The following is a 25,684-nucleotide window of genomic DNA, read 5'->3' as shown; positions in this document are numbered from 1 at the left end:
GAGGGTTCCTACAAAAATCGGCGGCGATCATCACCTGTGTGTGGAGTTTTGCTGGCGTTCGGGGTCATTGTCTGAGTTGGTACCACCGGGACCACCGGGTCGAGCCGACCGACGGTGAGGGCCACCTGGAGCGCGAAGGCGTCCCGCGCGGCGAGCGGCGAGAAGCCGGTGACGTCCGAGATCCGCCGCAGCCGGTAGCGCACGGTGTTCGGGTGCACGAAGAGGGAGCGCGCGGCGCTCTCCAGCGTGCCGCCGGCCGCGAAGAAGGCGTCGAGGGTCTCCAGCAGTTCCCCGCCGGCCCGCACCAGCGCGGCGTAGACGTCGTGCCGCAGCCGCCGGCGCGCCTCCGCGTCCCCGGCCAGCGCCCGCTCCGGCAGCAGGTCGTCCGCCGGCACCGGCCGGGGCGCGGTCGGCCAGGCCGGTGCGGCCCGGAAGCCGGCCAGCGCGGCGCGCGCCGACTCGGTCGCCTCGTCCAGGCTCGGCACGGCCGGACCGACCACCACCGGCCCGTCCCCGAAGGCGCCGAGCAGCTTGCCGGTGGCCGCGACCGGGTCGGCGGCGCCGCCCAGCACGATGACCAGCCGATCGCCGTGCACCCCGCCGATCACCTCCGTGCCGATGCGCCGGGCCTGCCGGTGGACGGTGTGCAGCACGGCGGAGACCTCCCCGCCGGGGGAGCGGCCGACCGCCACCGCCACCGGCGGGGCGTCCGCCCAGCCGAGCGCCGCCGCCCGGCTCGCCAGCACGTCCGGCGAGTCGCCCCGCAGCAGCGCGTCCACCAGCAACGCCTGCAACCGGGCGTCCCAGGAGCCGCGCGACTCGGCGGCCCGGGCGTACACCCGGGCGGCGGCGAAGGCGATCTCCCGGGAGAACCGCAGCACCGCCTCGCGCAACTGCTGTTCCTCGCCCTTCGCCGCCAGGTGCGAGACCTGCTCCTCGACGACGTCGATCATCACCTTCACCAGCGCGACGGTCTGCTGGAGGCTGATCGAGCGGGCGAGCGCCTGCGGCGCGGTGGCGAAGACCTCGTCCGAGACCTCCTGGGTGCTGTCCGCCGTGCCGCCGCCGTCGCGCAGCCACTGCACCAGCGACCGGGCGCCGGCCTGGGCCACCAGCATCACCCACGAGCGGTGGTCGGGCGGCAGGTCGCGGAACCAGGGCAGCGTCTCGTCCATCCGGGCCACGCTGGCGCTGGCCAGCGCCCCCGCCGCCCGCTCGATCCGGCGCAGCGTGGCCGACAGTTCCGTCCCGCCCGGCTCGCTCACCGCCCCAGCCTGACACGCCCCGACCTGCGGCGGTGGGTCAGGCCGGCGGCGGGACGGGCAGTCCCAGCTCCTGGGCCAGGATGGCGGCCTGCACCCGGCTGCGCAGGTCCAGCTTGGCGAGGATCCGGCTGACGTGGGTCTTGGTGGTGCTCTCGGCCATCGCCAACCGGTCGGCGACCTGCTGGTTGGACAGGCCGAGCCCGAGGCAGGCCAGCACGTCGCGCTCCCGGGGGGTCAGCGCGTCGACCGCCTGCCGGGCCGCGGCGGAGGTGGTGGGGGCGGTCGCCGCGAACTCGGTGATCAGGCGGCGGGTGACCGCCGGGGCGATGAACCCCTCGCCCCGGGCGACCGTCCGCACCGCCGCCACCAGCCCCGCCGCGTCGATGTCCTTGAGGACGAAGCCCGCCGCGCCGGCCCGCAGCGCCCCGAAGACGTACTCGTCGACGTCGAAGGTGGTGAGCACGAGCACGTCGGCGAGCCGGTCGGCGGCGATCTCCCGGGTGGCCGAGATGCCGTCCAGCCGGGGCATCCGCACGTCCAGCACCGCGACGTCCGGGCGCAGCTCCCGGCACAGCCGGACCGCCTCGGCGCCGTCCTCGGCCTCACCCACCACCTCGACGCCGGCCGCACCGGCCAGGATCAGCGCCAGCCCGGCCCGCACCGCCGGCTGGTCGTCGGCGAGCAGCACCCGGATCACCTCGGCCATGCCACGCCCCGTCCCCTCACGACGCCACCTCCGTCGGCAGCTCCACCCGTACCCGCCAGCGGCCCTCCGCCGGGCCGGCGGCGAACCGGCCGTTCAGCAGCGCCGCCCGCTCCCGCATCCCGATCAGGCCGGCGCCCGCGCCGGTCAGGGTGCCCCGGCCGGCGCCGACCGGGTTCTCCACGCCCACCACCACCCCTGCCGGCTCGTACGCGACCAGCAGGTCGGCCTCGCCGGCGCCGTGCTTGAGCGCGTTGGTCAGCGACTCCTGCACGATCCGGTACGCGGCCAGGTCCACCCCGACCGGCAGCGCGCGGGGCTCGCCGCGTCGGGTCGCCCGGACGGTCAGCCCGGCGGCGCGCACCCGGTCCACGAGGGCGTCGACCTCGCTGAGCCGCGCCCGGGTCGTCTCGTCGGTGGCGTCGACGGCCGCCCCGCCCTCCGCCGGTTCCCGCAGCAGGCCGATCATCTGCCGCATCTCGCCCAGCCCCTGCACGCTGCTCTCCCGGATCACCCGCAGCGCCGACTCGACCTGCGACCGGTCGAGCCCGGGCACGGAGAGCGCGGCCGTGGCGTGGATGGCCACCGCGCTCAGGTGGTTGGCGATCACGTCGTGCAGCTCCCGGGCCATCCGGGCCCGCTCCGCGCCGACGGCCTGCCGGCGGTCCAGCTCCACCAGCCGGGCCGTCTGCTCGGCCCGGGCCCGTTCGGCGACCGCCTGGTCCCGGTACTGCCGCACGCTGACCCCGGTGAGCACCGGCAGCACCCCGGCCAGCACCACGGGCGCCCCGATGCCCACGCCCCGCCAGTCGCCCCTCAGCAGCACCCCCACCGCCGTGCCGAGGACGCTCAATCCGATCGTGACCTGGAGCAGCCGGCGCCAGGTCCGGGCCGAGCCGAACACGCACGCGTCGTAGAGCACCTGGGTGTAGACGAGGACGGTGGCCAGCGAGCCGCCCATCGCGAGGTCGGCCACCACCGCCACCGTGCCGAGCGCCAGGCTGGCCCGGGTGGCGACCCGGCGCAGGCCCACCGCCGTGCAGACCACCGCCAGCGGCAGCAGGAACAGCGGTTCCGGCAGGTCCGGGTGCCAGGACAGTTGCGGCTGCGTGCCCAGGCCGTACAGGACCGCCCCGCCAACCAGGGAGGCGCACGCCAGCATGACGTCCCGCCCGCCCGTCCCGGCCCCCACCCACCCAGCCACCCTCACCCACCCACCCGCCCCCACCCCCCGATCCCACCACACCCCCACCCCGCCCGTTTCCGCCGATCATGCAGTCGTGGTGGGGGACGAAAGCTGCACCGGCGTACGAAATTCCCACCACGACTGCATGATCGCGAGGGAGGAGGCGGGCGCGGTGGGGGAGTCGGGTGGGGCGTCGGTGCCGGCCAGTACGGTGACAGGGCCCGTCGGAGCGACCCCGGCGGGCGGGGCGAGCGTGAGGAGACTCCGATGGCGCACGGGGAGGCCGAGCACGGCTGCGCCCAGGGCGAGCCCTGCCGGCCGGGCCACCACGAGCAGCAGGCGGCAGCAAAGCACCGCCGGCTGCCCGGAGGGCTCCCGGCCCACTCGCCGGAGCACCCGACCCGCGCGCCCGAGCGCCCCGAGGACGACGTCACGGTGCCCCGGCAGCGCGTCGCGGAACCGGCTCCGGCCGGCGAGGCTGAGTTGGCGGCGCTCCCGGGCTGCCGCAGCGACCTGCCCGGCTGGGCCGGCGCGCACCGGCACGGCCCGGTCCGCCCCCGGCAGCGCGTCACCCGCCGCGAGCGGCCGCCACGCCGCTGGTGCTGACCACGGCGGCGCCGCCCGGCGGCTAGCGTGACCGGTGTGAAGGCGATCGCGATCGACACGTACGGCCCGGCCGACCTGCTGACCGTCCGGGACCTGCCCGACCCGCCGGTCGGCCCGGACACGGTGCTCGTACGGGTGCGGGCGGCCGGGGTGAACCCGGTCGACTGGAAGGTGCGCGAGGGGCACCTGGCCGGTGCGATCCCGGGTCACTTCCCGCTCGTTCCCGGCTGGGACGCGGCCGGGGTGATCGAGGCGGTCGGGCCGGCGGTGACCGGGTTCGCCGTCGGCGACGAGGTCGTCGGCTACGTCCGACGCGACCACGTCCAGTACGGCACGTACGCCGAACTCGTCCCGGCGCCCGAGCGGACGTTGGCAGCCAAGCCGGTGCGGGCGTCCTGGGCCGAGGCGGGCGGCCTGCCCCTGGCGGGACTCACGGCGTACCAGGCGCTCCAGTCGGCCCGCACCGGCGCCGGCGACACGGTGCTGGTGCACGGGGCGTCCGGCGGGGTGGGCCACCTGGCGGTGCAGATCGCCCGCGCGTTCGGCGCCGACCGCGTGATCGGCACGGCCGGCGCGGCCAACCACGACTTCGTCCGGTCGCTGGGCGCCGAGCCGGTCGCGTACGGCGACGGGCTGGCCGACCGGGTCCGGGCGGTCGCGCCCGACGGGGTGGACGTGGTGCTCGACCTGTTCGGCGGCGACGCGCTCGACGTGTCGGCCGAGCTGATCACCCGTCCCGCGCGGCTCATCTCGACGGCCGACCCGGAGCACGTCACCCGGCTGGGCGGCAGCTATCTGTTCGTCAAGCCGTCGACCGTGGACCTGGGCATGCTCGCCGGGCTGGTGGACGCCGGCCGGCTGACCGTCCACGTCGAACGGACGTTCCCGCTGGCCCAGGCGGCGGACGCGCAGCGCCTGGTGGAGGCGGGGCACGTCCGCGGCAAGGTGGTCCTGGAGGTCTGACCCCCGCGCGGGACGGGGTCGTGCGGCGGGGCGCCGGGTGACGGTGGGACCGGCGGGCGCGGGCTCGGCGGGTGTGGGCTCAGCGGGTGCGGCGGCGGACCAGCAGCGCGATCCCGGCGAGCCCCGACGTGATGACCAGCACCACCGCGACGTTGAGCAGCAGCAGCCGCTGCAACTCGCCGAGCGCCTCGTCGATGTCCTTCGCCGGGTTGAGGGCGTCCTCCGGGATGACGCGCTCGCCGCCGCCGACGCCCCCGCTGACGGTGTCGAACTGCCGCTCCAGCGGCACGCCCGCCGTGCGGAGGGTCTCCGACATGCTGAGCCGGCCGAGGAACCAGCCCGCGGCGGTCTTGCGGGCGTCCGGCTGCTTGGCCGGACGGAAGACGCGCGGCCCGCCGACCGCCTTCGGGTAGAGGTCGTACGTCTGCTTCGGCACGTCACCGGCGAACACCACGACGGTGTACTTCGGACCGAGATCGGCCGCCTTCGGGCCCTTGGGCTGCCCCGTACGGCCGAGGAAGTTGACCTGGTCGATGACCGCCACCACGTGCGCGGGCTGGGCCTCCGCGCGCAGCCGCAGCGGTTCCGCCAGCCCATGCCCGGTGATCTCCACTCCGGCCGGTGGGGTCTTCGGCGCCGCCGTCGCCGTCCCGGCGAAACCGAGCGACAGGACCGCCGCCGCGAGCCCGCCTGCCAACACCGCGACCAGCCGCCGCATCGTTCGGACCATCGCCGCCTCCTCGCCCCGTTCGATGGATGGCTTGCTGCAGGTCACGCGTTGGTTGGCTGACGGGGGTGACCGAACCCGTGCAGGGTGCCACCCTCAAGACTGCGCAGAACGTCGATCGGTTGCAGCTCGTGGAACAGTAATTGGAACTATCTGTGATCCCGGCCCGACCAATGAACGGTAGCCGTGGATCAGCGGGCGGATCGTACCTTTACGGAGGGGTTCATGGGGGGCAGGTTCCCACGTGTGGCGCTCACCTGGCCAGTGGTGGTCGGCGTGGCGATCGGTGTGTCGTTGGTGTTGCCGGCCGCGCCGGCGGCCGCCCACAACTCGCTGACCGGCAGCGATCCGCGCAACGGCGCGCGGGTGGCCGAGGCGCCGTCCCGGATCGAGCTGCGTTTCCTGGCGAAGGCGGACCCGAATACGACGAAGATCACAGTGACCGGTCCGGACAACGTGGCCGCGCTCGGCGGCGCGCCGGCCTTCTCCGGCTCGCGGGTGAGCGTCCCGTTCAAGCCCGGCCGGGCGGGGCTCTACATCGTCGGCTATCAGTTGGCGTCCAGCGACGGGCACCCGGTCTCCGGCGAGGTGCGGTTCACCCTGACCACCGGCACCCCCGCCGAGTCGCCGACCGGCGCGGGCACCGCCGGCCCGAGCGCCCCGGCGTCGGCCGTACCGCCTCCGTCCGGCGCCGCGCCGACCTCGGCCGCGCCCGGTCCGACGGGCGCGGGCACGCCGGGGTCCGCGGTGCCCGCGGCGAAGGAGAGCGACGACGCGGCCGGGCGCGGCTGGCTGTGGGCGCTCGGCGGCGTGCTTCTCCTCGCCGCCCTCGCCGCCGGCCTGCTGCTGCGTCGCCGCTCCGCCCGCCGCTGAGCGGCACGAGCCCGGGACGCCTCAGCGCCCGGACCCACGGGTCCGGGCGCTGAGCGGGTACGCCGCCGTCAGGTACCACCCCGAGCCGGAGCCGGCGGTCGCGGACCGACGTGGCGACGGGCCGACGTGGCGGTGGTGTCGCAGGCCGCCTTCCGGCGCGGGTGGGCCGTCCCGGCAGGGCGGTCGTGGCCGTCGGAACGGGCCCGGCTCAGAACAGGCGGACCCGGGCGGCGCGCAGCCGGCTCAGGGTGCGCTCGCGGCCGAGTACCTCCAGCGACTCGAACAGCGGCAGTCCGACGGTACGGCCGGTGACCGCGACGCGGACCGGCGCCTGGGCCTTGCCGAGCTTGAGCCCGCGCTCGGCGCCGACCGCCTCCAACGTCGACTTCAGCGTCTCGGCGTCCCACGACTCCAGCGCCTCGAACGCCGCCGTGGCGGCGTCCAGCAGCTCCGCCGAGCCCTCCTTCATCGCCTTGGCCCAGGCGGCCTCGTCGATCAGGGGCGCGGCGAGGAAGAGGAAGTCGACGTTCGGCACGATCTCGCTGAGCAGCGCGATCCGGGTCTGCGCCAGCGGGGCCACGGCCGCGAAGGCGTCCGCGTCGAACTCCTCCGGCTGCCACGGCGGCGGGGCGATGGTGCCGGTGCCCGTCAGCCACGGCCGGCAGGCCTCGACGAACTCCTCGACGGGCAGCGCCCGGATGTACTCGCCGTTGAACGCGCGGAGCTTCTTCTCGTCGAAGAACGCCGGGGAGGGGTTGACCTCCTCCAGCCGGTACTCCTGCTCGATCACCGACCACTCGACGATCTCCCGGTCGCCCGACGGCGCCCAGCCGAGCAGCATCAGGTAGTTGCGCATCGCGGCGGCCAGGTAACCCTCGTCCCGGAACGCCTCCAGGGCCACCTTGTCGCGGCGCTTGGAGAGCTTCTGCCGCTTCTCGTTGACCACCACCGGCACGTGCGCCCAGATCGGCGGCTTGACCCCGAGAGCCTCCCAGAGCAGCTGCTGCTTCGGGGTGTTGGGCAGGTGCTCCTCGGCCCGGATCACGTGGGTGATGCCCATGGTCATGTCGTCGACCACGTTGGCGAGCAGGAAGACCGGCGAGCCGTCGCCCCGGGCGATGACGAAGTCCTCGATCAGCTTGTTCTCGAAGGTCGGCTCGCCACGGATCAGGTCGACCACCACGGTCTCGCCCTCGTCGGGCGTACGGAAGCGCAGGGCGCGCCCCTCGCCGGCCGGCAGGCCCCGGTCCCGGCAGAAGCCGTCGTAGCCCTGGTACTGCGAGCCGGTGCGGGCCTGCACGGCCTCGCGGGTGCAGTCGCAGTGGTAGGCGCGGCCGGACGCGTGCAGCCGCGCGGCGGCGGCCCGGTGCTCGCCGGCGTACTCCGACTGGAAGTACGGGCCCTCGTAGCCGCCGCGCTCGATGCCGATCCAGTCCAGCGCGGAGAGGATGCCCTCGGTCCACTCCGGCTTGTTGCGGGCCGCGTCGGTGTCCTCGATGCGGAGCACGAACACCCCGCCCTGCTGCTTGGCGTAGATCCAGTTCTGCAGCGCCGAGCGGGCACCGCCGACGTGGAACATACCGGTCGGGGAGGGGGCGAAGCGCACACGTACCGTCACGTCTCCAGCCTACGGCGGCGCGCGACCGGATTCCGTCAGGGGTGCGGCTCAGGGCACCGAGCGGATCTTCAGCACCAGGACGCTGCCCAGCACGGTGACCGCCGCGGTGACCGCGTAGAGCACCGGGTAGCCGCCGAGGTGCACCACGAGCGGGGCGGAGAGCGCCGGGCCGAGCACCTGCGGGGCGGAGTTGGCGATGTTGATGACGCCCAGGTCCTTGGCCCGGTCGGTCGCGGCGGGCAGCACCTGGGTGATGAGCGCGGCGTCCACCGACAGGTAGACGCCGTAGCCGGCGCCGAGCAGCAGCGCGGCGGCCACGGCCACCGGCCAGACCGGCGCGACGGCCAGCAGCAGCGCGGCGACCGCGATGATGCCGCCGGCGGTGATGACGAAGACCTTCCGCTTGCCGGAGCGGTCCGACAGCCGCCCGGCCACCACGGCGGTGGCCGCCAGGCCGGCCGTGTAGAGCAGGATCAGCACCAGCAGGCCGCCCTCGGGGTCGGGGTGGCGCACCTCGTCGGTGAGGAAGTAGAGCAGGTAGAGCGTGCCGAGCGCGTTGCCGAGCTGCACCAGGAAACGGGTGATCCAGGCCCAGCCGAAGTCGGGGTGGCGGCGCGGCGAGATCCACATCGACGCGAGCAGGGCGCGCCACCGCAGCGCCGGCCGGTGCGCCCGGGGCAGCGGGTCGTCGGCGGTGAGCAGCGCGAACGGCAGGGCCAGCAGCAGCACCGCCGCGGCCATCGCCAGGTAGCCGGCGGCGGTGCCGCTCACCACGGCGGTGACCAGCACCACCCCGAGCACCAACCCCAGCGCCTGGGGGATGCCGACCCAGCCGGAGACGCCGCCCCGCTGGGCGACCGGCACCCGGTCCGGCACGGCGGCGGTCAGGCTGGCCAGCATCGCGTTGAAGCAGACCTGGGCGGCCACCCAGCCGAGCGCGACCCCGGCGACGGTGCGTTGCTGCGCCAGCAGCACCAGGGCCGCCGCGCCGAGCAGCGCGCCGCCGGCGGTCCAGACGTGCCGCCGGCCGAACTCCCGCCCGGCCAGCCGCAGGCAGGTGCGGTCCGACAGCGCCCCGGCGAGGGGGTTGGCGAGCACGGCGGCGAGCGCGCCGAGGCCGGTGACCACGGCCAGCGCCGTCTCCTTGTCGGCCGGGGCGATCTGTTCCAGCTGCTGCGGCAGCAGCACCTGGATCGGCGTGAAGAACGCCATCCAGACCCCGAGGTTGGCCGCGAAGATCAGCGCGATCCAGCCCCGCCGCACCGGCGCGGTCGGCTCGGCGAGCGCCGCCGGCAGCGACGCGGGCGTCGGGTCGACGGTGGTCACGGCCGGGCGATCAGGTCACGGAACCAGGCGTACGAGGACTTGGGCGTACGGAGCTGGGTGTCGAAGTCGACGTGCACGAGGCCGAAGCGCTTGGTGAAGCCCTCCGCCCACTCCCAGTTGTCCAGCAGCGACCAGACGAAGTAGCCGGTCACGTCGACGCCCTCGGCCATCGCGGCGCGTACCGCGCGCAGGTGCCCGTCGAGGTAGGCGATGCGCTCCGGGTCGTGCACCCGGCCGTCGGCGTCGGGCGTGTCGTCGTACGCGCAGCCGCTCTCGGTGACCTGGATCGGGGGCAGGTCGTCGGCGTACGTGCGGTGCAGCCAGCCGAGCAGCTCGCGCAGCCCGTCGGGGGCGACCGGCCAGTCGAAGGCGGTACGCGGGTATCCGTCCAGCGGCACGAACTCGAACGGCAGCGGCGAGCCCTCCTGCGGGGCGCGTACGCCGGTGGGGTTGTAGTAGTTGACCCCCAGCACGTCGATCGGCGCGGCGATCACGTCGAGATCGCCGGCGCGCACCACGGCGGTGTCGAAGCCCAGCTCGGCGGGGTAGCCCCGGCCGAACAGCGGGTCCGTGAAGAGGCGGTTGTGCAGCGCCTCGTACGCCGCGACGGCCGCCCGGTCGGCGTCGGTGTCCCCGGCCGGCCGCACGGGCGAGTAGTTGTTCGCGATGGCGACCGGGCTCGTCGTGCGTGCCCGCAGCGCGGCGACGGCGAGGCCGTGGGCGAGCAGTTGGTGGTGGGCCACCGGGAAGGCGTCGAAGAGCAGCGTCCGGCCGGGGGCGTGCTCGCCCGTGCCGTGGCCGAGGCTCATGTGGATGAAGGGCTCGTTGAGGGTGATCCAGAGCTTCACCCGGTCGCCGAGGCGGGCGGCGGTCGCATCGGCGTACTCGGCGAAGCGGTGGGCGGTGTCCCGGTTCAGCCAGCCGCCCGCGTCCTCGAGGGCCTGCGGCAGGTCCCAGTGGAAGAGCGTGGCGACCGGGTCGACGCCGTGGGCGAGCAGGTCGTCGACGAGCCGGTCGTAGAAGTCCAGCCCGCGCGCGTCGACCGGGCCGTCGCCGGTGGGCCGCACCCGGGGCCAGGCGATCGAGAAGCGGTACGCGGAGACGCCCAGCCCGGCCAGCAGCGCGACGTCCTCGGCGTGCCGGTGGTAGTGGTCGCAGGCCACGTCGCCGCTGCTGCCGTCGGCGACCCGGCCGGGGGTGTGGGCGAAGGTGTCCCAGATGGACGCTCCCCGCCCGTTCTCGTCGACGCCGCCCTCGATCTGGTAGGCGGAGGTGGACACTCCCCAGCGGAATCCGGCGGGGAACTCGGGCATCGCTGCGGTCGACATGCGCCCTCCCGTCGTACGTGAATCGTGTTCGGGACTCTAGGGGGCGGCCGGCCGTTGCGCCATAGGTCGTACGTCGCCGCAGCGCAAGAGTTTTCGGCGCGTCTTTTCCGAACCCGTCCGTATACGTCCGAATTTGCGCATAGAGTGCCGATATCGTGGGATGTCCTCACTGGAGGAAAGACGGAAATGATCCTCGTGGAACGCAGTGCGCACGTGATGGCGCCAGTGGAAGCGGTCTGGGACGTCGTGCAGCGGGCCGAGCAGTTGCCGGCCTGGCTGGCGGGGGTCCGTGCGGCCGAGGTGCTCTCGGGAGAGGGCTTCGGGCGCCGACAACTCGTCCAGGCCGGACGTGGCGCCGCGCATGAGGCCGAGGTGATCGCCTATCAGGCGCCGACCCTGATCGGCTGGCGCGAACGCGCCAAGGGCGCCGGTGCCCGGGCGGAGGCGCGCACCGAGATCTACGTCCAGCTCACCGTGGACGAGGAGGAGGGCGGGACGATCGTGCGGCTCATCGTCGTACGCTGGCCGGCCGGTCCGGTCAAGGCCGCCCTGCTCCGCCTCGGCCTGCGCAGGGTCGGCGCCGACCTGGAGGACTCGCTCGCCCGGCTGACCGATCTGGCCGCCGTCGGCTGAGCCGGGCACGTCCTGGCGCCACCCGCGACGGCGGTGGCCCGGTGTCCCCGCCAGGGACTCCGGACCACCGCCGCTTCGCTCGTCGGACGACCAAGGGCCCGGCGCGGGTGCGCCGGGCCCTCGTCTCGTACGTCCTAGCTGTCGCCGCCGGTCTCGCCGACCGGGGCCGCGTTCACGTCCTCGATGGCGTACTTCTTGGCCGCCTCGGCCGGCACGCTGGCCGGTACCGCGCCGCGCAGGGCGAGCTGCCGCAGCGTCGCGACCACCACCGACTCGGCGTCGACGTGGAAGTGCCGGCGCAGGGCGTGCCGGGTGTCGGACATGCCGAACCCGTCCGTGCCGAGCGAGGTGTAGTCGCCGGGCACCCAGCGGGCGATCAGGTCCGGCACCGCGCGCATCCAGTCGCTGACCGCGACCTTCGGGCCCTCGGCGTCGGCCAGCTTCTGCTGGATGTACGGCACCCGCTGCTCCGCGCCCGGGTTGAGCAGGTTGTGCTCCTCGCACTGCACCGCGTCGCGGCGCAGCTCCGTCCAGGAGGTCACCGACCAGACGTCGGCGGCCACGCCCCAGTCCTGGGCCAGCAGCTGCTGCGCCTTGATCGCCCACTGCATGCCCGTGCCCGAGGCGAGCACGTTGGCCTTCGGCGCGTCGTCGCCCACCGACGGGGCGGGGGAGTAGCGGTAGATGCCCTTGAGCAGCCCCTCCACGTCCACGCCCTCCGGCTCCGCTGGCTGGAGGATCGGCTCGTTGTAGATCGTCAGGTAGTAGAAGACGTTCTCCTGCGCCTCGCCGTACATCCGGTGCAGGCCGTTCTCCACGATGTGCGCGATCTCGAACGCGAACGCCGGGTCGTACGCGACCACCGCCGGATTGGTGGCGGCGATCAACAGCGAGTGGCCGTCCTCGTGCTGGAGCCCCTCACCGTTGAGCGTGGTCCGGCCGGCGGTGGCGCCGAGCAGGAAGCCCCGGGCCATCTGGTCCGCGGCGGCCCACAGCCCGTCGGCGGTGCGCTGGAACCCGAACATCGAGTAGAAGATGTACATCGGGATCATCGGCTCGTCGTGCGTGGCGTACGCCGAGCCCGCCGCCGTGAACGAGGCGACCGAGCCGGCCTCGTTGATCCCCTCGTGCAGGATCTGCCCGCCGGTGGACTCCTTGTACGACAGGAACAGCTCCCGGTCGACCGAGGTGTAGCGCTGGCCGTGCGGCGAGTAGATCTTCTGCGTGGGGAAGAGCGAGTCCATGCCGAAGGTGCGGGCCTCGTCCGGGATGATCGGCACCCAGCGCTTGCCGAACTCCTTGTCCTTCATCACGTCCTTGAGCAGGCGGACGAAGGCCATCGTGGTGGCCACCTTCTGCTTGCCCGAGCCGCGCTTGACGTCGGCGAAGCGCTCCGGGCCGGGGATGGCCAGCCGCTTCTGGCCCGAGCGCCGCGACGGCAGGTAGCCGCCGAGCTGCTGGCGCCGCTCCTTGAGGTACGCGATCTCGTCGGACTTCTCGCCCGGCGTGTAGTACGGCGGCAGGTAGGGGTTGTCCTCCAGCGCCTTGTCCGGGATGTCCAGGTAGAGCCGGTCGCGGAAGGTCTTGAGGTCCTCCAGCGTCAGCTTCTTCATCTGGTGGGTGGCGTTGCGGCCCTCGAAGTGCGAGCCCAGCGTCCAGCCCTTGATCGTCTTGGCCAGGATGACGGTCGGCTGACCGGTGTGCTCCATCGCCGCCTTGTAGGCCGCGTAGAGCTTGCGGTAGTCGTGCCCGCCCCGCTTGAGGTTCCAGATCTCGTCGTCGCTGAGGTCCTCGACCATCTTGCGGGTCCGCTGGTCGCGGCCGAAGAAGTGCTCCCGGACGTACGCCCCGGACTCCGCCTTGTAGGTCTGGTAGTCACCGTCGGGCGTGGTGTTCATCAGGTTGACCAGCGCGCCGTCGGTGTCCGCGGCGAGCAGCGGGTCCCACTCCCGGCCCCAGACCACCTTGATGACGTTCCAGCCGGCGCCCCGGAAGAACGCCTCCAGCTCCTGCATGACCTTGCCGTTGCCGCGCACCGGCCCGTCGAGCCGCTGGAGGTTGCAGTTGATCACGAAGGTGAGGTTGTCCAGCTCCTCGCGGGCGGCCACGCCGATCGCGCCGAGCGTCTCCGGCTCGTCCATCTCGCCGTCGCCCAGGTAGGCCCACACGTGCTGGTCCGAGGTGTCCTTGATGCCCCGGTGGTGCAGGTAGCGGTTGAACCGCGCCTGGTAGATCGCGTTCAGCCCGCCCAGGCCCATCGAGACCGTGGGGAACTCCCAGAAGTCCGGCATGAGCCGCGGGTGCGGGTACGACGGCAGGCCGCCGCCCGGGTGCGACAGCTCCTGGCGGAACCCGTCGAGCTGGTGCTCGGTCAGCCGCCCCTCCAGGAACGCCCGCGCGTACATGCCGGGCGAGGCGTGGCCCTGGTAGAAGATGTGGTCGCCGCCGCCCGGGTGGTTCTTGCCCCGGAAGAAGTGGTTGAAGCCCACCTCGTAGAGCGAGGCCGAGCTGGCGAAGGTGGAGATGTGCCCACCGACGCCGATCTCGGGGCGCTGCGCCCGGTGCACCAGCATGGCCGCGTTCCACCGGACGTACGCCCGGATCCGCCGTTCCACGTGCTCGTCACCCGGGAACCACGGCTCGTGCTCCGGCGGGATGGTGTTGATGTAGTCGGTGGTGGTCAGCGACGGCACCCCGACCTGGCGCTCGCGGGCCCGCTCCAGCAGGCGCAGCATGACGTAGCGGGCGCGCTTTGTCCCGCGCTCGTCGATGACACCGTCGAGCGACTCGACCCATTCGCTGGTCTCTTCAGGGTCGATGTCCGGAAGCTGGCTCGGCAGACCAGCGGTGATCACCGGGCGCTTGCGTTCCGTAGCCACAGGCGTTCCCTCGGTTCTGTGTGGGATAGGTCTCTAGCGCCATCCTGCCCCCTGGTGGCACCTGTCGTCACGCCCACCGCCCGGAGACGCGACGCGCGACACAGGTACCCGCCGGTAACTTTGCGCAACCGGCAACGCGTCCCATCCGTTACCGGCGGACGAGCGGCCCTTGCCCGGCCTCTCTACGGTGCCGGGCATGGACAGGCGGAAGGCACGCGTCGGCGCGGTCATGGTGGCGGCCGGAACGGCCGGGGTGGTCGCCGGCGGGATCGGGATGCGCGAGGGACGCGCCGCCCTCCTGGCGATCGTCCTGAGCGGGGGCCTGCTGGCGGTGTTCGGCGTGGCGGTGCTGCGCGGCGCCCGGCGTGGCCGGCGTCGCGGCGGAGCGGGCGGCCGGCACGCGGGGGTCGGTTTCACGCCGGTCGGGCCCGCCGGGGACATCGGGGCCAGCTACGACAACCGCGACTGCGGCTCCGACGCCGCTTCGGGCTCCGGCTGGTGGGGTGGCGGGGATTCCGGCGGCGGCTGGTCCAGCGGCGGGGATTCCGGCGGCGGCGGGGACTCCGGCGGTGGTTGCTGACCCCCTCGGGCAGAATGCGTCGTATGCGCAGTGAGGTGATCACCGTCCAGACCGGGGCCCGGCCGACCGTCCGGGACATCACGGCGGAGGCCGAGCGGTTCGTCTCCGGGCAGGGCGACGGCCTGCTGCACGTCTTCGTGCCACACGCCACCGCCGGGTTGGCGATCATCGAGACCGGCTCGGGGTCCGACGACGACCTGCTGGCCGCGCTCGACGACCTGCTTCCCACCGACGACCGGTGGCGGCACCGGCACGGCTCGCCCGGCCACGGGCGCGACCACGTCCTGCCGGCGTTCGTCCCCCCGTACGCGACGCTGCCGGTCGTCGACGGCCGGCTGGCGTTGGGCACCTGGCAGTCGGTCTGCCTGGTCGACTCCAACGGCGACAACCCCACCCGGACCGTCCGCTTCTCGTTTCTCCCCGGCTGACGGCGGGGTTCCGCGCGAACCGCCGATGGTGGAGCTGCTCAACTTTTGACGCGCGTAGGATATGAGGCATGGCGCCGCAGCCCGTCCCCTCCGTCCCGCCGGATCCCGCCGACCGCGCGGCGCTGGCCGGCGACGTCGTGCGCCGCATCACGCACGTCGCCGCCGCGCTGCGCCACCACCAGGACCGGGAGATCGCCGAGCTGGGGCTGACCCCCGCGACCGCCCGGGCGCTGCACGAGCTGGACCCCGACCTGCCGCTGCCGGCCCGCGACCTCGCCGAAGGGCTGGGCTGCGACCGCTCCAACGTCACCGCCCTGGTCGACAAGCTCGAGCGGGCCGGGCTGGTCGAGCGGCACGCCGACCCCGCCGACCGGCGGCAGAAGACGCTGGTGGTGACCGGGCCCGGGCGGCGGGTGCGGGCCCGCGTGCACCAGGTCATGTCGGACTCCCGACTGCTCGCCGGGCTCACCGTCGAGGAGCTGGCGACCCTGCGCGAGCTGGTCTGGAAGGTCTCCGACGGCGGCTGCCCCGAGCGGTGCGACGACGACTGACCCACACCGCGTCGTTCGTGTCCGAGTGGGCGCACAGGCCGCTCGTCGGTAATGCTGTCCGACGTGACCACCCCGCAAGATCTCGACGACCGGTTCCGGGAGACGCTGGCCGCGCTGGCCACCCCGTCGCAGCGGCGCGACCCCGCACGGCCGGTCACCGACGACACGACGCTGACCGGCGCGCGGGCGCTGGACCTCTTCGACGCGCAGGCCACCAGCCGCCAGCTCGACCTGGCCGGCCGGTGGCTGCGCAGCTTCGGCGAGGGCTACTACACGATCGGCTCCGCCGGCCACGAGGGCAACGCCGCGGTCGCCGCCGCGCTGCGCGCCACCGACCCGGCGCTACTGCACTACCGCTCGGGCGCCTTCTACTGCGTCCGCGCCGCCCAGGCCGCCGGGTGGACGCCGACCGAGCGCCCCGAGGCCGACCAACCCGAGGCCGAGCGGGACGGGGCCGAGCGACCCGAGGCCGACCAGCCCTCGGGCGAGCGGTCCGACGCCGGGCGGTTCGACGCCGAGCGGGGCGGCACCGACTTGCCGGCGGCGGCCGACGGGCCCGTCGAGGCCGCGCCGGCCGACGCGGACGGCCCCGGCGACGGTTCCGCGCCGGACGCCGCCGACCCGGGGGAGCCGACCGGCGGCGCCGGGTCCGCCGTGGACCGGCCGCTCCACCCGGGGTACGCCGAGGCGGCCCGCGACGTGCTGCGGGGCATGGTCGCCTCCAGCAGCGAGCCGCTCGCCGGCGGTCGGCACAAGGTCTTCGGCCGGGCCGACCTGGCCGTCGTCCCGACCACCTCCACGATCGCCTCGCACCTGCCCCGCGCCGTCGGGATGGGGCTGGCCGTGGAACGGCTGCGCCGGCTGGACACCTCCGGTCGGCGGGACCGGGTGCCGACCAGCGGCGGTGGGGGTGCCACGCACACCTCCTGGCCGCCGGACGCCATCGTGGTCTGCTCGTTCGGCGACGCGTCGGTCAACCACGCCAGCGCCACGGCCGCGTTCAACACCGCCGGCTGGTACGACCACACGGGCCTGCGCATCCCGGTGCTCTTCGTCTGCGAGGACAACGGCCTCGGCATCAGCGTCCGCTCCCCGAAGGGTTGGGTGGAGACCACCCTGCGGTCGAAGCCGGGGGTCCGTTACTTCTCCGCCGACGGCGGCGACCTGCCGCGGGCGTACGAGGCGGCCGCCGAGGCGGCGGCCTGGGTGCGCCGGCACCGACGCCCCGCCGTGCTCCACCTGTCGACCGTACGGCTGATGGGACACGCCGGCGCGGATGCCGAGACCGCGTACCGGAGCCCCGGAGAGATCGCGGCCGACCTCGCCCGGGACCCGCTGACCGCCACGGCACGGCTGCTGGTGGGGGCGGGCCTCGCCACCGGCGAGGAGCTGCTGGCCCGGTACGACGAGATCGGCTGGCAGGTGCGGCGGATCGCCGAGGAGGTGCTGGACGAGCCGAAGCTGACCGCACCGGCCGACGTGGTCGCCCCGCTGGCCCCGCGCCGGCCGGCACGCCTCGCCCGGGCGGTGGCGGACGCGGCGGCGCGTGCCGGCGGCCCCGGCGCCGCCGCCCGTACGGAGGCGTTCGGCGGGAAGCCGCCGGAGCTGACCGGCCCGCTGACGCTGGCGCAGAGCATCAACGCCGCGCTCGCCGACGGGATGCTCGACCATCCGCAGATGGCGGTGTTCGGCGAGGACGTCGGCGCCAAGGGCGGCGTGTACGGGGTGACCAAGGGGCTGCGGGACCGCTTCGGCGTGGCCCGGGTCTTCGACACGCTGCTCGACGAGACCTCGGTCCTCGGGCTGGGGCTCGGCGCCGGGCTGGCCGGGATGCTGCCCGTGCCCGAGATCCAGTACCTGGCGTACCTGCACAACGCCGAGGACCAGCTGCGTGGCGAGGCCGCCACGATGCAGTTCTTCTCGCAGGGTGCGTTCCGCAACCCGATGGTGGTGCGGGTGGCCGGGCTGGCGTACCAGGAGGGCTTCGGCGGGCACTTCCACAACGACAACTCGGTGGCCGTACTCCGGGACGTGCCGGGCCTGGTGATCGCGGTGCCGGCGCGGCCGGACGACGCCGCGCCCATGCTGCGCACCTGCCTGGCCAGCGCGGCGGTGGACGGCAGCGTCTGCGTCTTTTTGGAGCCGATCGCGCTCTACCACACCCGCGACCTGTACGCCGACGGTGACGGTGAGTGGCTGTCCCACTACGCCGAGCCCGGCGCGTGGACCGGCGGTCATGTGCCGATCGGGCGGGCCCGCGTCTACGGCGTCGGCTCCGCCGAGGATGTCACGATCATCACGTTCGGTAACGGGGTGCCGATGTCGTTGCGCGCGGCGGCGACACTCGCCGACGAGGGGGTCGGCACCCGGGTGGTGGACCTGCGCTGGCTCTCCCCGCTGCCGGTGGCCGACGTCATCCGGGAGGCGGCGGCGACCGGCCGGGTGCTGGTCGTGGACGAGACCCGGCGTTCCGGCGGGGTCGGCGAGGGGGTCATCGCGGCCCTGGTGGATGCCGGCTATGTCGGAGCGGCGCGGCGGGTGGCCGGAGTTGACTCTTTTGTACCATTAGGTCCGGCGGCCCGTCAGGTTCTGGTCTCCGAGGAAGCAATTACCCAGGGTGCCCGCACGCTTCTGGCACGGTAAATTCCGTTCCACCCGGTGCGCCACTTGCGCGGGGAGCCACAACTGTGTGGACTTTGCCTGACGGCGTCGACGCGACGCCGCGGGCAGGGATGAGATGAGGAGGCACGCGACAGTGAGCGCGACCGCTGGTCAGGCCGCCGACGGGGTACGCAGCCTGGCGGACCGGTTCGGGATCGAACCGGGGATGGTCGTCATGGAGATGGGGTACGACGAAGACGTCGACCAGGATCTCCGTGACGCCCTGACCGACCGCTGTGGAGATCTGGTCGACGAGGACACCGACGAGGTGGTCGACGCGGTGCTGGTCTGGTACCGCGACGGCGACGGTGATCTCTTCGAGCTTCTCGTCGACGCCCTCGGCCCGCTGGCCGACAACGGTGTCGTGTGGCTGCTCACGCCCAAGGCGGGGCGCGAGGGGCACGTCGAGCCGAGCGAGGTTGCCGAGTCCGCGCCCACCGCCGGCCTCCAGCAGACCTCCACCGTCAACGCCGGCCGGGACTGGAGCGGCGCCCGCCTCGTCCTGCGCCGCGGGGCCAAGGGCAAGAAGTAGGCCGACGTCGGCGATCACCCGGCGGCGCCCGCTGCCGGGTGTGGCAGGCTGTTGCCCATCCGACCCCATCCTGAGGAGCTCGCATGCCGATCGAGGTTGGCGCCGAGGCGCCGGACTTCGTGCTCAAGGACCAGAACAACCAGGAGGTCCGGCTCTCGGACTTCCGTGGCAAGCGCACCGTGCTGCTGGTCTTCTACCCGCTCGCCTTCACCGGGATCTGCCAGGGTGAGCTGTGCGAGGTGCGGGATAACCTCAACGACTACGTCAACGACGACGTCCAGGTGCTGACCGTCAGCGTCGACTCGGTCTACGCCCACAAGATCTGGGCCGACAAGGAGGGCTACCAGTTCCCGCTGCTGGCCGACTTCTGGCCGCACGGCGCGGTCGCCCAGTCGTACGGCGTCTTCAACGACGTCGCCGGCATCGCCAACCGGGGCACCTTCGTGATCGACAAGGCGGGCGTGGTCCGCTTCGCCGAGATGAACATGCCGGGTGAGGCGCGCGACCAGCAGGGCTGGCGCAAGGCCCTCGCCGAGGCCGTCGCAGCCTGACCGACCGGGCACGCCGCACGACCGGGCCGGTGGGGGCAGGGTAAGCTTGCCACCCTCCGGCCCGCCGTACGGGCGTTCCGGGCGCGTAGCTCAGTGGGAGAGCACTCGCCTTACAAGCGAGGGGTCGCAGGTTCGAAACCTGCCGCGCCCACACTCTGACCAGCACGGGAACGGGCCGCCGGATGACCGGCGGCCCGCTTCGTTTCACGGTGTCCGGCCGGCTGTCGGATCACCGTCAGTGGGCCCCGCCAGGACACGAAAGTCCTACGCTCGTGGGAGCGATCCCGGCGCCGAAGCGAAGCCGGCGACCTCACCGCCGAAGCCGAGCCGGCGACCCCGTCTTGGAGGTGGTCCCATGTCCCCCCGCCAGGTCCCGCTCGCTTCCCGCCCCCGCCGTCGTCCACCGGCCCTGCTCCTGATCCTCGGGCTGCTCCTGGGCCTGGCCGCCCCCACGGTGGTAGCGGCCCCCGCCTCCGCCGGGCCTGGCGACGCGTTCTGCTCCACCAACGGCTTCTTCGAGCCGAACCCCGCCAACCCGTCGATCGGTACGACCTGGACGTTCATCGGGAGCCGGAGCAACGGAAGCTTCACCTACCGGTACTGGATGGCGCAGCAGCCGAGCGGGTCGTCCATCCTGTACTACCGGAACAGCCTGGTGGCCAAGTGCAACGGCATCGCCCTGGTCCTGAGCACGACGCTCGCGACGACCGGTGCCTCCGGCACCGCCCACTGCACCAGTAGCGCCGACATGACGCCACCGGCCTCGTCGGTCACCGAGCGGTACGTCGGGCAACGCTGGGTCCCCACCCAGGGAACCACCCCGACCGCCACGATCCGGTACTGGCACCGGGAGTGGTTCTCCTACGCCACCCTGACCTGGAACTACAGCTCCAGCTACGTGGTGCGGTGCTGAACCGCCGTCGGCTCGCGCCGGTCATGACGAGAACTTCGCCGCCTCCTGCATCACCTTCTGGTACTCGTTCCTGGCCAGGGTGAGTTTCTCCTGAAGGCTGAGCATGGCGTCCCGCCGCGAATCGGCGGTGCTGCCCGGGCCGACCTCGGCCAACAGTGCCTTCACCGGCGGTGTGTTCATGGCTGGCGTGTACGGGTTGGCGGGATTCAGGAGATGCTCGACATGGTTGAGCGCCATCGAGATCGTCTGCACCTTTTCGAGAGCCCGCAGAAGCTTGTTCTGTACTTCCTGTTCCGCGGGGCTGAGGGTCACGTCATCTGAATCCGAGTCCATGGGCACCCATCCTTGCCGTGCGGACTGTTCGCAGGTCGGGCGGTTGGCCGTCGCCCCATTCTAGAGCCGTTCACCGGGCCCCCGTGACGATTGTCGGTGCCCGACGGCAACGCGCGGAACCCGTACGCGAAGCGGGCCGCCGGCTGGTCCGGCGGCCCGCTGTCGTGGTGGATCAGCTCGCGCAGACGGCGTACGCGCGCACCTTCCAGTTGCTGCTGAAACCGTTCTCGTCCTCGGCGGCGGAGACGGTGACGACGGTCGAGGTGGTGGCCCGCATCTGGGTCAGGCGCACCTGCCCGTCGCCGCCGAGGATCTCGCCGCCCACCCCGTGCACCCGCGTCCCGGGCGGGCAGGTTGCGGTGACCGACTGGGTGGCGGCGGAGCTGTAGACGCTGTCGTCGATCACGCGCTGCTCGCCGGGCAGCGGGTCGGCGCAGATCGCGACCGCGTCCAGCCACCAGCTGTCGGCGAAGCCGGTGCCGTCCTCGGCGCCGGCCACCACGACGCTGTTCTGGTGGATGCGCAGGTCCTCCAGGACAACCTCGCTGTTCGCCGCCCCGACGACCGCGCCACCGACCCCGATGGCGTGCTTGCCGGCCGGGCAGGACTTCTCGAACCAGTTCGACGTGCCGAAGCTCGGCGCCGAACTGCCGGACACCATCACCAGACCGGCCGGCGGCGTGGCGCAGATGGCGTTCGCCGTGACCGCCCAGTTGCCGCCGACGCCGTTCTCGTCCTCGCGGCCGGTGACCGAGTACGCGTCCCCGCCGATCAGCGGACGCATGATGTCCATGCCGACCTGCCCGAGGCCGGAACCGGTGATCGCGCCGCCGCCGCCGATGACCTTGGTGCCGGTCGGGCAGGTCGCGTTCTGCGTCTTCGCGCTGCTGTTGCTGGGGCCGGTCGTCGTCTTGACGCTCAGGCCGGGCACCGCCGCCACCGGCCCGGCGAGGGCCAGCTGGCCGAGTACGAGCGCGCTCAGCGCGGCCCCGCCCACGGTGGCCGTCCGACGCGCCCACCGGATGTGCTTCGATCCTTCTCGCATGGTGTCTTCCCTTCGGGTTGTTCGTCGCGATGACACCGGTAGGAGTCGGGGCGGGTCGGGATGCCAACAGAAACTTCGGAGAAAAATATTCCGCCGCTTTACTGGACCCGTCGACGAGCAGCGAGGGACACGATGGACACGGCGGCACAGGACGACTCCACGCTGGTCGAGGCGGTGCGCCGCGGCGAGCGGGCCGGGCTGGAGGGCATGTACCGGCGCTACGCCGACCGGCTCTACACGTACGCCCGGACCATGCTGCGCGAGCCGGAGGCCGCCGCGGACGCCGTCCACGACGCGTTCCTCACCGCCAGCCAGCGCATCGACCAGCTCCGCGAGCCCGACCGGCTGCGCTCCTGGCTGTACGCGATCGTGCGCAACGAGTGCCTCCGGCAGCTGCGGGAGCGGTCCCGCTCCCTGCCGCTGGAGGAGGCCGGCGAGCCGGCGGCCGACATCGCCGACCCCGGCACGGGCGTCAACGCCGATCAGGTACGCGACCTGGTGCACACCGCGGTGGCGGCGCTGAACCCGGGTGACCGTGAGGTGGTCCACCTGGCCATCCGCCACGACCTGTCGTCCGCCGACATCGGCGTGGCCCTCGGGGTGCCCACGAACCACGCGCACGCCCGCCTGTCGCGCGCCCGCTCGCAGCTCGAACGGGCGCTGGGGGCGCTGCTGGTGGCCCGCACCGGAGCCCGGGACTGCCCGGGTCTCGCCGACCTGATCGACGGGTGGCAGGGCCGGCTCACCCCGACGCTGCGCAAGCGGGTGTCGCGGCACATCGAGAGCTGTGCGGTGTGCGGGCTGCTCCGGCGCGAACAGCTCAGCCCGGCCGCGCTGCTGTCGGCGTACACGGCTCCGGTGTTCCTGGTCGTCGCCGACTCGGTGTGGCCGCGACTGGCCGAGGCCGCGACCGGTGCCCCGGCCGATCCGGCAGCCGGCGCGGGGACCGATCCGGCGGGCACGGTCACGGCCGATCCGACGCTGCCGGCCGATCCGGCGCTCGCCGCCGATCCGGCGGCGCCGGGCCCGGTGTCGACGGTCGATGCGGCACCGTCCGTCGGTCCGGCTTCGTCGGCCGATCCGGCGCTGTCCGCCGATCCGGCCTCGCCGACCGGCCCGGCGTCGTCCGCCGACCCGCCGGCCGAGGCACTTCCCGGGATGGGGGACACCGGACAGGCACAGGGGGCCACTGAGGGGCCCGCGCCCGCAGCGGATGACGCGGTCGACGGGCCTACGCCCGCGGCGAACGGGCCGGTGACCCCGGAAGGTGCGGCGGCGGGGCCCTCGGGCGGTGTGGCGGCAGCGTCCTCGGCCGGTGAGGCAGCGTCCTCGGACGATGTGGCAGCCGCTCCGGGCGGCGCGGTGGCGTCGCGCGGTGCGGCGCATCCCGTGCGGACGACCTCGCCTGCTAACCGCAGGCGGCACCGCCGGCAGGTGGCCGCGTCCGTGGCTCTGCTGATCCTCCTCGCCGCACTCGGCACCTGGGCGCTGGCACCCGGGCGCCCGACCGCCGCGCAGGACGCCGCCGGCCAGCCGGTGTCGGAGACGCACGGACCGGCGGCCGGTGATCCGGTGACGCCCGCCTCCGCGCTGCCGTCGGGCACCGCCCCGGTGACCGGTACACGGGCCGCCGAACCGCCGTCGGCCGGCGCCGTCGGTCCGACGTCCGGGCCCGTGGTCACGCCGGCGGACGGCGACGGGGTTACCCGGACTGACGCGCCCGACGCCGTGCCGGGTGGCCCCGCGCCGTCGCCGACCGCTGCGCCGTCCAGGCCTCCGACCGCGCCCCGGCCGACCGCCACACCGCAGGTCGCCGCGGCGTTCACGGTCTCCGCCACCGCCCACGTGCGGTGCGGCTCGGACACGTACACCCTGGTGGTGCAGGCCACCGGCAGTGCCGCGCTCGGCGGCGCCGAGGTGCGCTGGACACCCGTCGGGGGCAGGACGTCGACCCGGGCGATGACGGTGGACGGAACGACCGCGCGGGCGAGCGTCGGGCGGCTGCGCGCACCGACGCTGACCTGGTCGGTACGGGCGACGGCCACGGACGGCCGGACGGCGCAGAGCGCGACCCGCACGGTCACCGACCCGTGCGTGCGACCGGGCTAGCCGGGACGGCAGGGCTGGCCGGGACGGCCGTGGAGCAGGACGGCCGAGGTAGCCGGGACGGCAGGGCCGGTCGGGACGGCCGTGGAGCAGGACGGTTGCGGACCGTCCTGTTTGTCCTCGTCGGACGCTGCGGCCCGGACGGCTGAAATACGGTGTCGGGGTGGCGATGCTGAGACTTGAGCCGATGACCGCCGAGCAGTACCTCCGGTATCGGCGGCGGGCGGAGGCGAGCTACGCGCAGCACATCGCCGAGTCCGGCGCGCTGCCGGCGCCGGAGGCCGAACGGAAGGCCCAGGAGGATTACGGGACGCTCCTGCCCGACGGTCTGGCCACGCCGGGGCACCATCTCTGGACGGTCCACGACGGTGACGACGAGGTCGGCATGTTCTGGCTGCACGTCGAACAGAAGTCGGACGGGCCGCACGCCTTCTGCTACGACGTCGAGGTGCGACCGGAAGTGCGGCGCAGGGGCTACGGGCGGGCCATGTTCCAGGCCGTCGAACAGCGGTGCCGGGAGTGGGGAGTCGTCTCGATCGGCCTGAGCGTCTTCGGTTTCAACCTCCCCGCGCGCAGGCTCTACGAGCAGCTGGGCTTCGAGGCGACCGCCATCCAGATGCGCAAGCGGCTGTAGCCCACGGCCAGCTCGGCCGCCCCGTCCCAGGGAGAGCGCGGCCGATCGGCCGCGTACGTCGTGCGGGCCGGGGTTGGATGGGGCGATGAGTTACGCGGAGGTCGCCGGGCTGCGCCTGTGGCACGAGGAGCACGGCGCCGGCCGCCCGCTGCTGCTGTTGCACGGCGGCTTCGGGTCGGTGGAGACGTTCGCGCCGATCCTGCCGGTGCTGGCCGCGCGTCGTCGGGTGATCGCGGTCGACCTCCAGGGCCACGGGCGCACCGCCGACGTCGACCGCCCGCTGCGCTACGAGTCGATGGCCGACGACGTCGCGGCGCTGATCGGGCACCTCGGCCTGGCCGAGGCCGACGTGCTGGGCTACTCGCTCGGCGGCGGCGTGGCGCTGCGTACCGCGATCCAGCACCCGGCGCTGGTGCGCCGGCTGGTCGTCGTCTCCGCGCCGTGCCGGCGGTTGGGCTGGTATCCGGAGGTGCTGGCGGGCATGCCCGAGCCCGACGAGGAGGCGGGCGAGCGGATGCGGGGCACTCCGTCGCACGCGCTCTACACCCGCGTCGCGCCCCGGCCGGGGGACTGGTCGCGGCTCTGGGCGAAGACGGGCGAGCTGCTGCGCCGCGACTACGACTGGTCGGCTGAGGTGGCCGCCCTCGCCATGCCCACCCTGCTGGTCTTCGCCGACGCCGACTCGATCAGCGCCGCGCACGTGGTGGAGTTCTTCGGGCTGCTCGGCGGCGGCCACCGGGACGCCGGCGGGGACGGCACCGACCGCCCGGCCTCCCGGCTCGCCGTGCTTCCGGGACTCACCCACTACGACATCGTCGTCTCGCCGGCGCTGCCCGCCGCCGTCCTGCCGTTCCTCACCCATCCGGTGTCGCCGCCCGGCTGACGCTGGGCGCCCGCGAGCCGTCCCTGGAGCTGTTCACGGACTACCTGCGCTACATCGTCGAGCGGACCACGCGGCAGCCCGATCTCACCCGGGCGCTGATCGAGCTGCGGCTGGAGGCCGCCCGCCGCCCCGACCTGGCCCGGATCCTCGGCGACACCCTGCGGCGCGCCTACCGCGACGACGTCGCGTTCCACCTCGCCGCCGGATTACCGGGTGGCGCGTTCGAGGTCGCTCTGCTGCACTACGCCGTGGACGGGCTGCTGCTCGATCTGCTCGGCACGTCCATCGAGGCGGGATTCGATCCCGACGACGTGGTCGTGGCATTCGTGTCCCGGCTGGTCGGCGGTGTCGACCGGTGAC

General features: G+C 73.7%; 25 protein-coding genes and 1 tRNA gene. 16 read left to right on the top strand and 10 right to left on the bottom strand.

Going from position 1 to position 25,684, the window contains the following annotated elements:
* Positions 1 to 8 precede the first annotated feature (8 nt).
* Genes OG989_RS30760 through OG989_RS30750 form a run of 3 tightly spaced genes read right to left on the bottom strand, consistent with a single transcriptional unit; the run spans position 9 to position 3,172 of the window.
* Complete coding sequence (locus tag OG989_RS30760) at positions 9 to 1,265, bottom strand: PucR family transcriptional regulator (protein WP_327029239.1); 1,257 nt, start codon at positions 1,263 to 1,265, stop codon at positions 9 to 11.
* A gap of 37 nt (positions 1,266 to 1,302) precedes the next feature.
* Positions 1,303 to 1,971, bottom strand: coding sequence for a response regulator transcription factor (locus tag OG989_RS30755; RefSeq protein WP_327029238.1), 669 nt, complete (start codon positions 1,969 to 1,971; stop codon positions 1,303 to 1,305).
* A 16-nt stretch (positions 1,972 to 1,987) separates the two neighbouring features.
* Entirely contained in the window at positions 1,988 to 3,172 is a 1,185-nt protein-coding gene (locus OG989_RS30750) for a sensor histidine kinase (protein WP_327029237.1), read from the bottom strand.
* 249 nt (positions 3,173 to 3,421) lie between these two features.
* Here OG989_RS30750 and OG989_RS30745 point away from each other — a divergent pair, with 249 nt between their 5' ends.
* Together OG989_RS30745 and OG989_RS30740 are read left to right on the top strand one after the other, a co-directional pair.
* Positions 3,422 to 3,760, top strand: a complete 339-nt coding sequence (locus OG989_RS30745) for a hypothetical protein (RefSeq protein ID WP_151456536.1) — start codon at positions 3,422 to 3,424, stop codon at positions 3,758 to 3,760.
* 36 nt (positions 3,761 to 3,796) lie between these two features.
* Complete coding sequence (locus OG989_RS30740) at positions 3,797 to 4,723, top strand: NADP-dependent oxidoreductase (RefSeq protein WP_327029236.1); 927 nt, start codon at positions 3,797 to 3,799, stop codon at positions 4,721 to 4,723.
* Positions 4,724 to 4,802: 79 nt separating this feature from the next.
* Here the strand turns inward: OG989_RS30740 and OG989_RS30735 are convergent, their stop codons facing one another.
* Positions 4,803 to 5,453 carry a hypothetical protein gene (locus OG989_RS30735; protein ID WP_151456535.1) on the bottom strand — a complete coding sequence of 217 codons (651 nt, stop codon included), beginning with the start codon at positions 5,451 to 5,453 and terminating at the stop codon, positions 4,803 to 4,805.
* A gap of 222 nt (positions 5,454 to 5,675) precedes the next feature.
* Between OG989_RS30735 and OG989_RS30730 the strand changes: the two genes are divergently transcribed.
* A complete protein-coding gene (locus OG989_RS30730) occupies positions 5,676 to 6,323 on the top strand; it encodes a copper resistance CopC family protein (RefSeq protein WP_151456534.1) in 648 nt (215 codons plus the stop codon).
* A gap of 208 nt (positions 6,324 to 6,531) precedes the next feature.
* Here the strand turns inward: OG989_RS30730 and gltX are convergent, their stop codons facing one another.
* From gltX to OG989_RS30715, 3 genes are read right to left on the bottom strand one after another with little or no spacing between them, the layout of a single operon-like run.
* Positions 6,532 to 7,941, bottom strand: a complete 1,410-nt coding sequence (gene gltX / locus OG989_RS30725; RefSeq protein WP_151456533.1) for a glutamate--tRNA ligase — start codon at positions 7,939 to 7,941, stop codon at positions 6,532 to 6,534.
* A 48-nt stretch (positions 7,942 to 7,989) separates the two neighbouring features.
* The gene (locus OG989_RS30720; RefSeq protein ID WP_327029235.1) at positions 7,990 to 9,267 is read right to left on the bottom strand and encodes an MFS transporter; all 1,278 of its coding nucleotides are present in this window, start codon (positions 9,265 to 9,267) and stop codon (positions 7,990 to 7,992) included.
* Entirely contained in the window at positions 9,264 to 10,595 is a 1,332-nt protein-coding gene (locus tag OG989_RS30715; RefSeq protein ID WP_327029234.1) for a GH1 family beta-glucosidase, read from the bottom strand. Before OG989_RS30715 ends, OG989_RS30720 begins: the two co-directional genes overlap by 4 nt.
* 186 nt (positions 10,596 to 10,781) lie before the next feature.
* On the opposite strand from OG989_RS30715, the gene OG989_RS30710 reads away from it, so the two are divergent.
* Positions 10,782 to 11,228 carry an SRPBCC family protein gene (locus OG989_RS30710; RefSeq protein ID WP_151456531.1) on the top strand — a complete coding sequence of 149 codons (447 nt, stop codon included), beginning with the start codon at positions 10,782 to 10,784 and terminating at the stop codon, positions 11,226 to 11,228.
* Positions 11,229 to 11,362: 134 nt separating this feature from the next.
* On the opposite strand, the gene aceE is transcribed toward OG989_RS30710, so the two are convergent.
* Positions 11,363 to 14,107: a pyruvate dehydrogenase (acetyl-transferring), homodimeric type gene (gene aceE / locus OG989_RS30705; protein ID WP_151456530.1), complete on the bottom strand. Its 2,745-nt coding sequence runs from the start codon at positions 14,105 to 14,107 to the stop codon at positions 11,363 to 11,365.
* Positions 14,108 to 14,303: 196 nt separating this feature from the next.
* Between aceE and OG989_RS30700 the strand changes: the two genes are divergently transcribed.
* The 8 genes from OG989_RS30700 (at position 14,304) to OG989_RS30660 (ending at position 20,323) form a co-directional block, all read left to right on the top strand.
* Positions 14,304 to 14,687, top strand: a complete 384-nt coding sequence (locus OG989_RS30700) for a hypothetical protein (RefSeq protein ID WP_327029233.1) — start codon at positions 14,304 to 14,306, stop codon at positions 14,685 to 14,687.
* Positions 14,688 to 14,710: 23 nt separating this feature from the next.
* Positions 14,711 to 15,115 carry a YjbQ family protein gene (locus tag OG989_RS30695; RefSeq protein WP_327029232.1) on the top strand — a complete coding sequence of 135 codons (405 nt, stop codon included), beginning with the start codon at positions 14,711 to 14,713 and terminating at the stop codon, positions 15,113 to 15,115.
* A gap of 68 nt (positions 15,116 to 15,183) precedes the next feature.
* The gene (locus OG989_RS30690; protein WP_327029231.1) at positions 15,184 to 15,666 is read left to right on the top strand and encodes a MarR family winged helix-turn-helix transcriptional regulator; all 483 of its coding nucleotides are present in this window, start codon (positions 15,184 to 15,186) and stop codon (positions 15,664 to 15,666) included.
* Positions 15,667 to 15,717: 51 nt separating this feature from the next.
* A complete protein-coding gene (locus OG989_RS30680; protein ID WP_442791896.1) occupies positions 15,718 to 18,309 on the top strand; it encodes a transketolase C-terminal domain-containing protein in 2,592 nt (863 codons plus the stop codon).
* 112 nt (positions 18,310 to 18,421) lie between these two features.
* Positions 18,422 to 18,859: a DUF3052 domain-containing protein gene (locus tag OG989_RS30675; protein ID WP_151457486.1), complete on the top strand. Its 438-nt coding sequence runs from the start codon at positions 18,422 to 18,424 to the stop codon at positions 18,857 to 18,859.
* An 83-nt stretch (positions 18,860 to 18,942) separates the two neighbouring features.
* A complete protein-coding gene (locus OG989_RS30670; RefSeq protein ID WP_121400357.1) occupies positions 18,943 to 19,410 on the top strand; it encodes a peroxiredoxin in 468 nt (155 codons plus the stop codon).
* Between the two features lie 79 nt (positions 19,411 to 19,489).
* Positions 19,490 to 19,561: transfer RNA gene (locus OG989_RS30665), tRNA-Val, on the top strand.
* Between the two features lie 204 nt (positions 19,562 to 19,765).
* Positions 19,766 to 20,323 carry a hypothetical protein gene (locus OG989_RS30660; RefSeq protein ID WP_327029230.1) on the top strand — a complete coding sequence of 186 codons (558 nt, stop codon included), beginning with the start codon at positions 19,766 to 19,768 and terminating at the stop codon, positions 20,321 to 20,323.
* Between the two features lie 21 nt (positions 20,324 to 20,344).
* Here the strand turns inward: OG989_RS30660 and OG989_RS30655 are convergent, their stop codons facing one another.
* Positions 20,345 to 20,656 carry a hypothetical protein gene (locus OG989_RS30655; protein WP_151455190.1) on the bottom strand — a complete coding sequence of 104 codons (312 nt, stop codon included), beginning with the start codon at positions 20,654 to 20,656 and terminating at the stop codon, positions 20,345 to 20,347.
* Between the two features lie 172 nt (positions 20,657 to 20,828).
* Positions 20,829 to 21,701 (bottom strand): hypothetical protein, encoded by an 873-nt coding sequence (locus OG989_RS30650; RefSeq protein WP_327029229.1) that lies wholly within the window; start codon positions 21,699 to 21,701, stop codon positions 20,829 to 20,831.
* A gap of 132 nt (positions 21,702 to 21,833) precedes the next feature.
* Between OG989_RS30650 and OG989_RS30645 the strand changes: the two genes are divergently transcribed.
* The 4 genes from OG989_RS30645 (at position 21,834) to OG989_RS30630 (ending at position 25,683) form a co-directional block, all read left to right on the top strand.
* The gene (locus OG989_RS30645; RefSeq protein WP_327029228.1) at positions 21,834 to 23,810 is read left to right on the top strand and encodes a sigma-70 family RNA polymerase sigma factor; all 1,977 of its coding nucleotides are present in this window, start codon (positions 21,834 to 21,836) and stop codon (positions 23,808 to 23,810) included.
* Between the two features lie 166 nt (positions 23,811 to 23,976).
* Positions 23,977 to 24,441, top strand: coding sequence for a GNAT family N-acetyltransferase (locus OG989_RS30640; RefSeq protein WP_327031273.1), 465 nt, complete (start codon positions 23,977 to 23,979; stop codon positions 24,439 to 24,441).
* Positions 24,442 to 24,526: 85 nt separating this feature from the next.
* Positions 24,527 to 25,324, top strand: a complete 798-nt coding sequence (locus OG989_RS30635; RefSeq protein ID WP_327029227.1) for an alpha/beta fold hydrolase — start codon at positions 24,527 to 24,529, stop codon at positions 25,322 to 25,324.
* Positions 25,321 to 25,683, top strand: coding sequence for a hypothetical protein (locus OG989_RS30630; protein ID WP_327031272.1), 363 nt, complete (start codon positions 25,321 to 25,323; stop codon positions 25,681 to 25,683). Before OG989_RS30635 ends, OG989_RS30630 begins: the two co-directional genes overlap by 4 nt.
* Position 25,684: the final 1 nt, after the last annotated feature.

The organism is Micromonospora sp. NBC_01740 (assembly GCF_035920365.1).
Classification (GTDB): Bacteria; Actinomycetota; Actinomycetes; order Mycobacteriales; family Micromonosporaceae; genus Micromonospora; species Micromonospora reichwaldensis.
The sequence above is the reverse complement of the archived record's forward strand: the minus strand, read 5'-3'. Positions and strand labels throughout refer to the sequence as shown.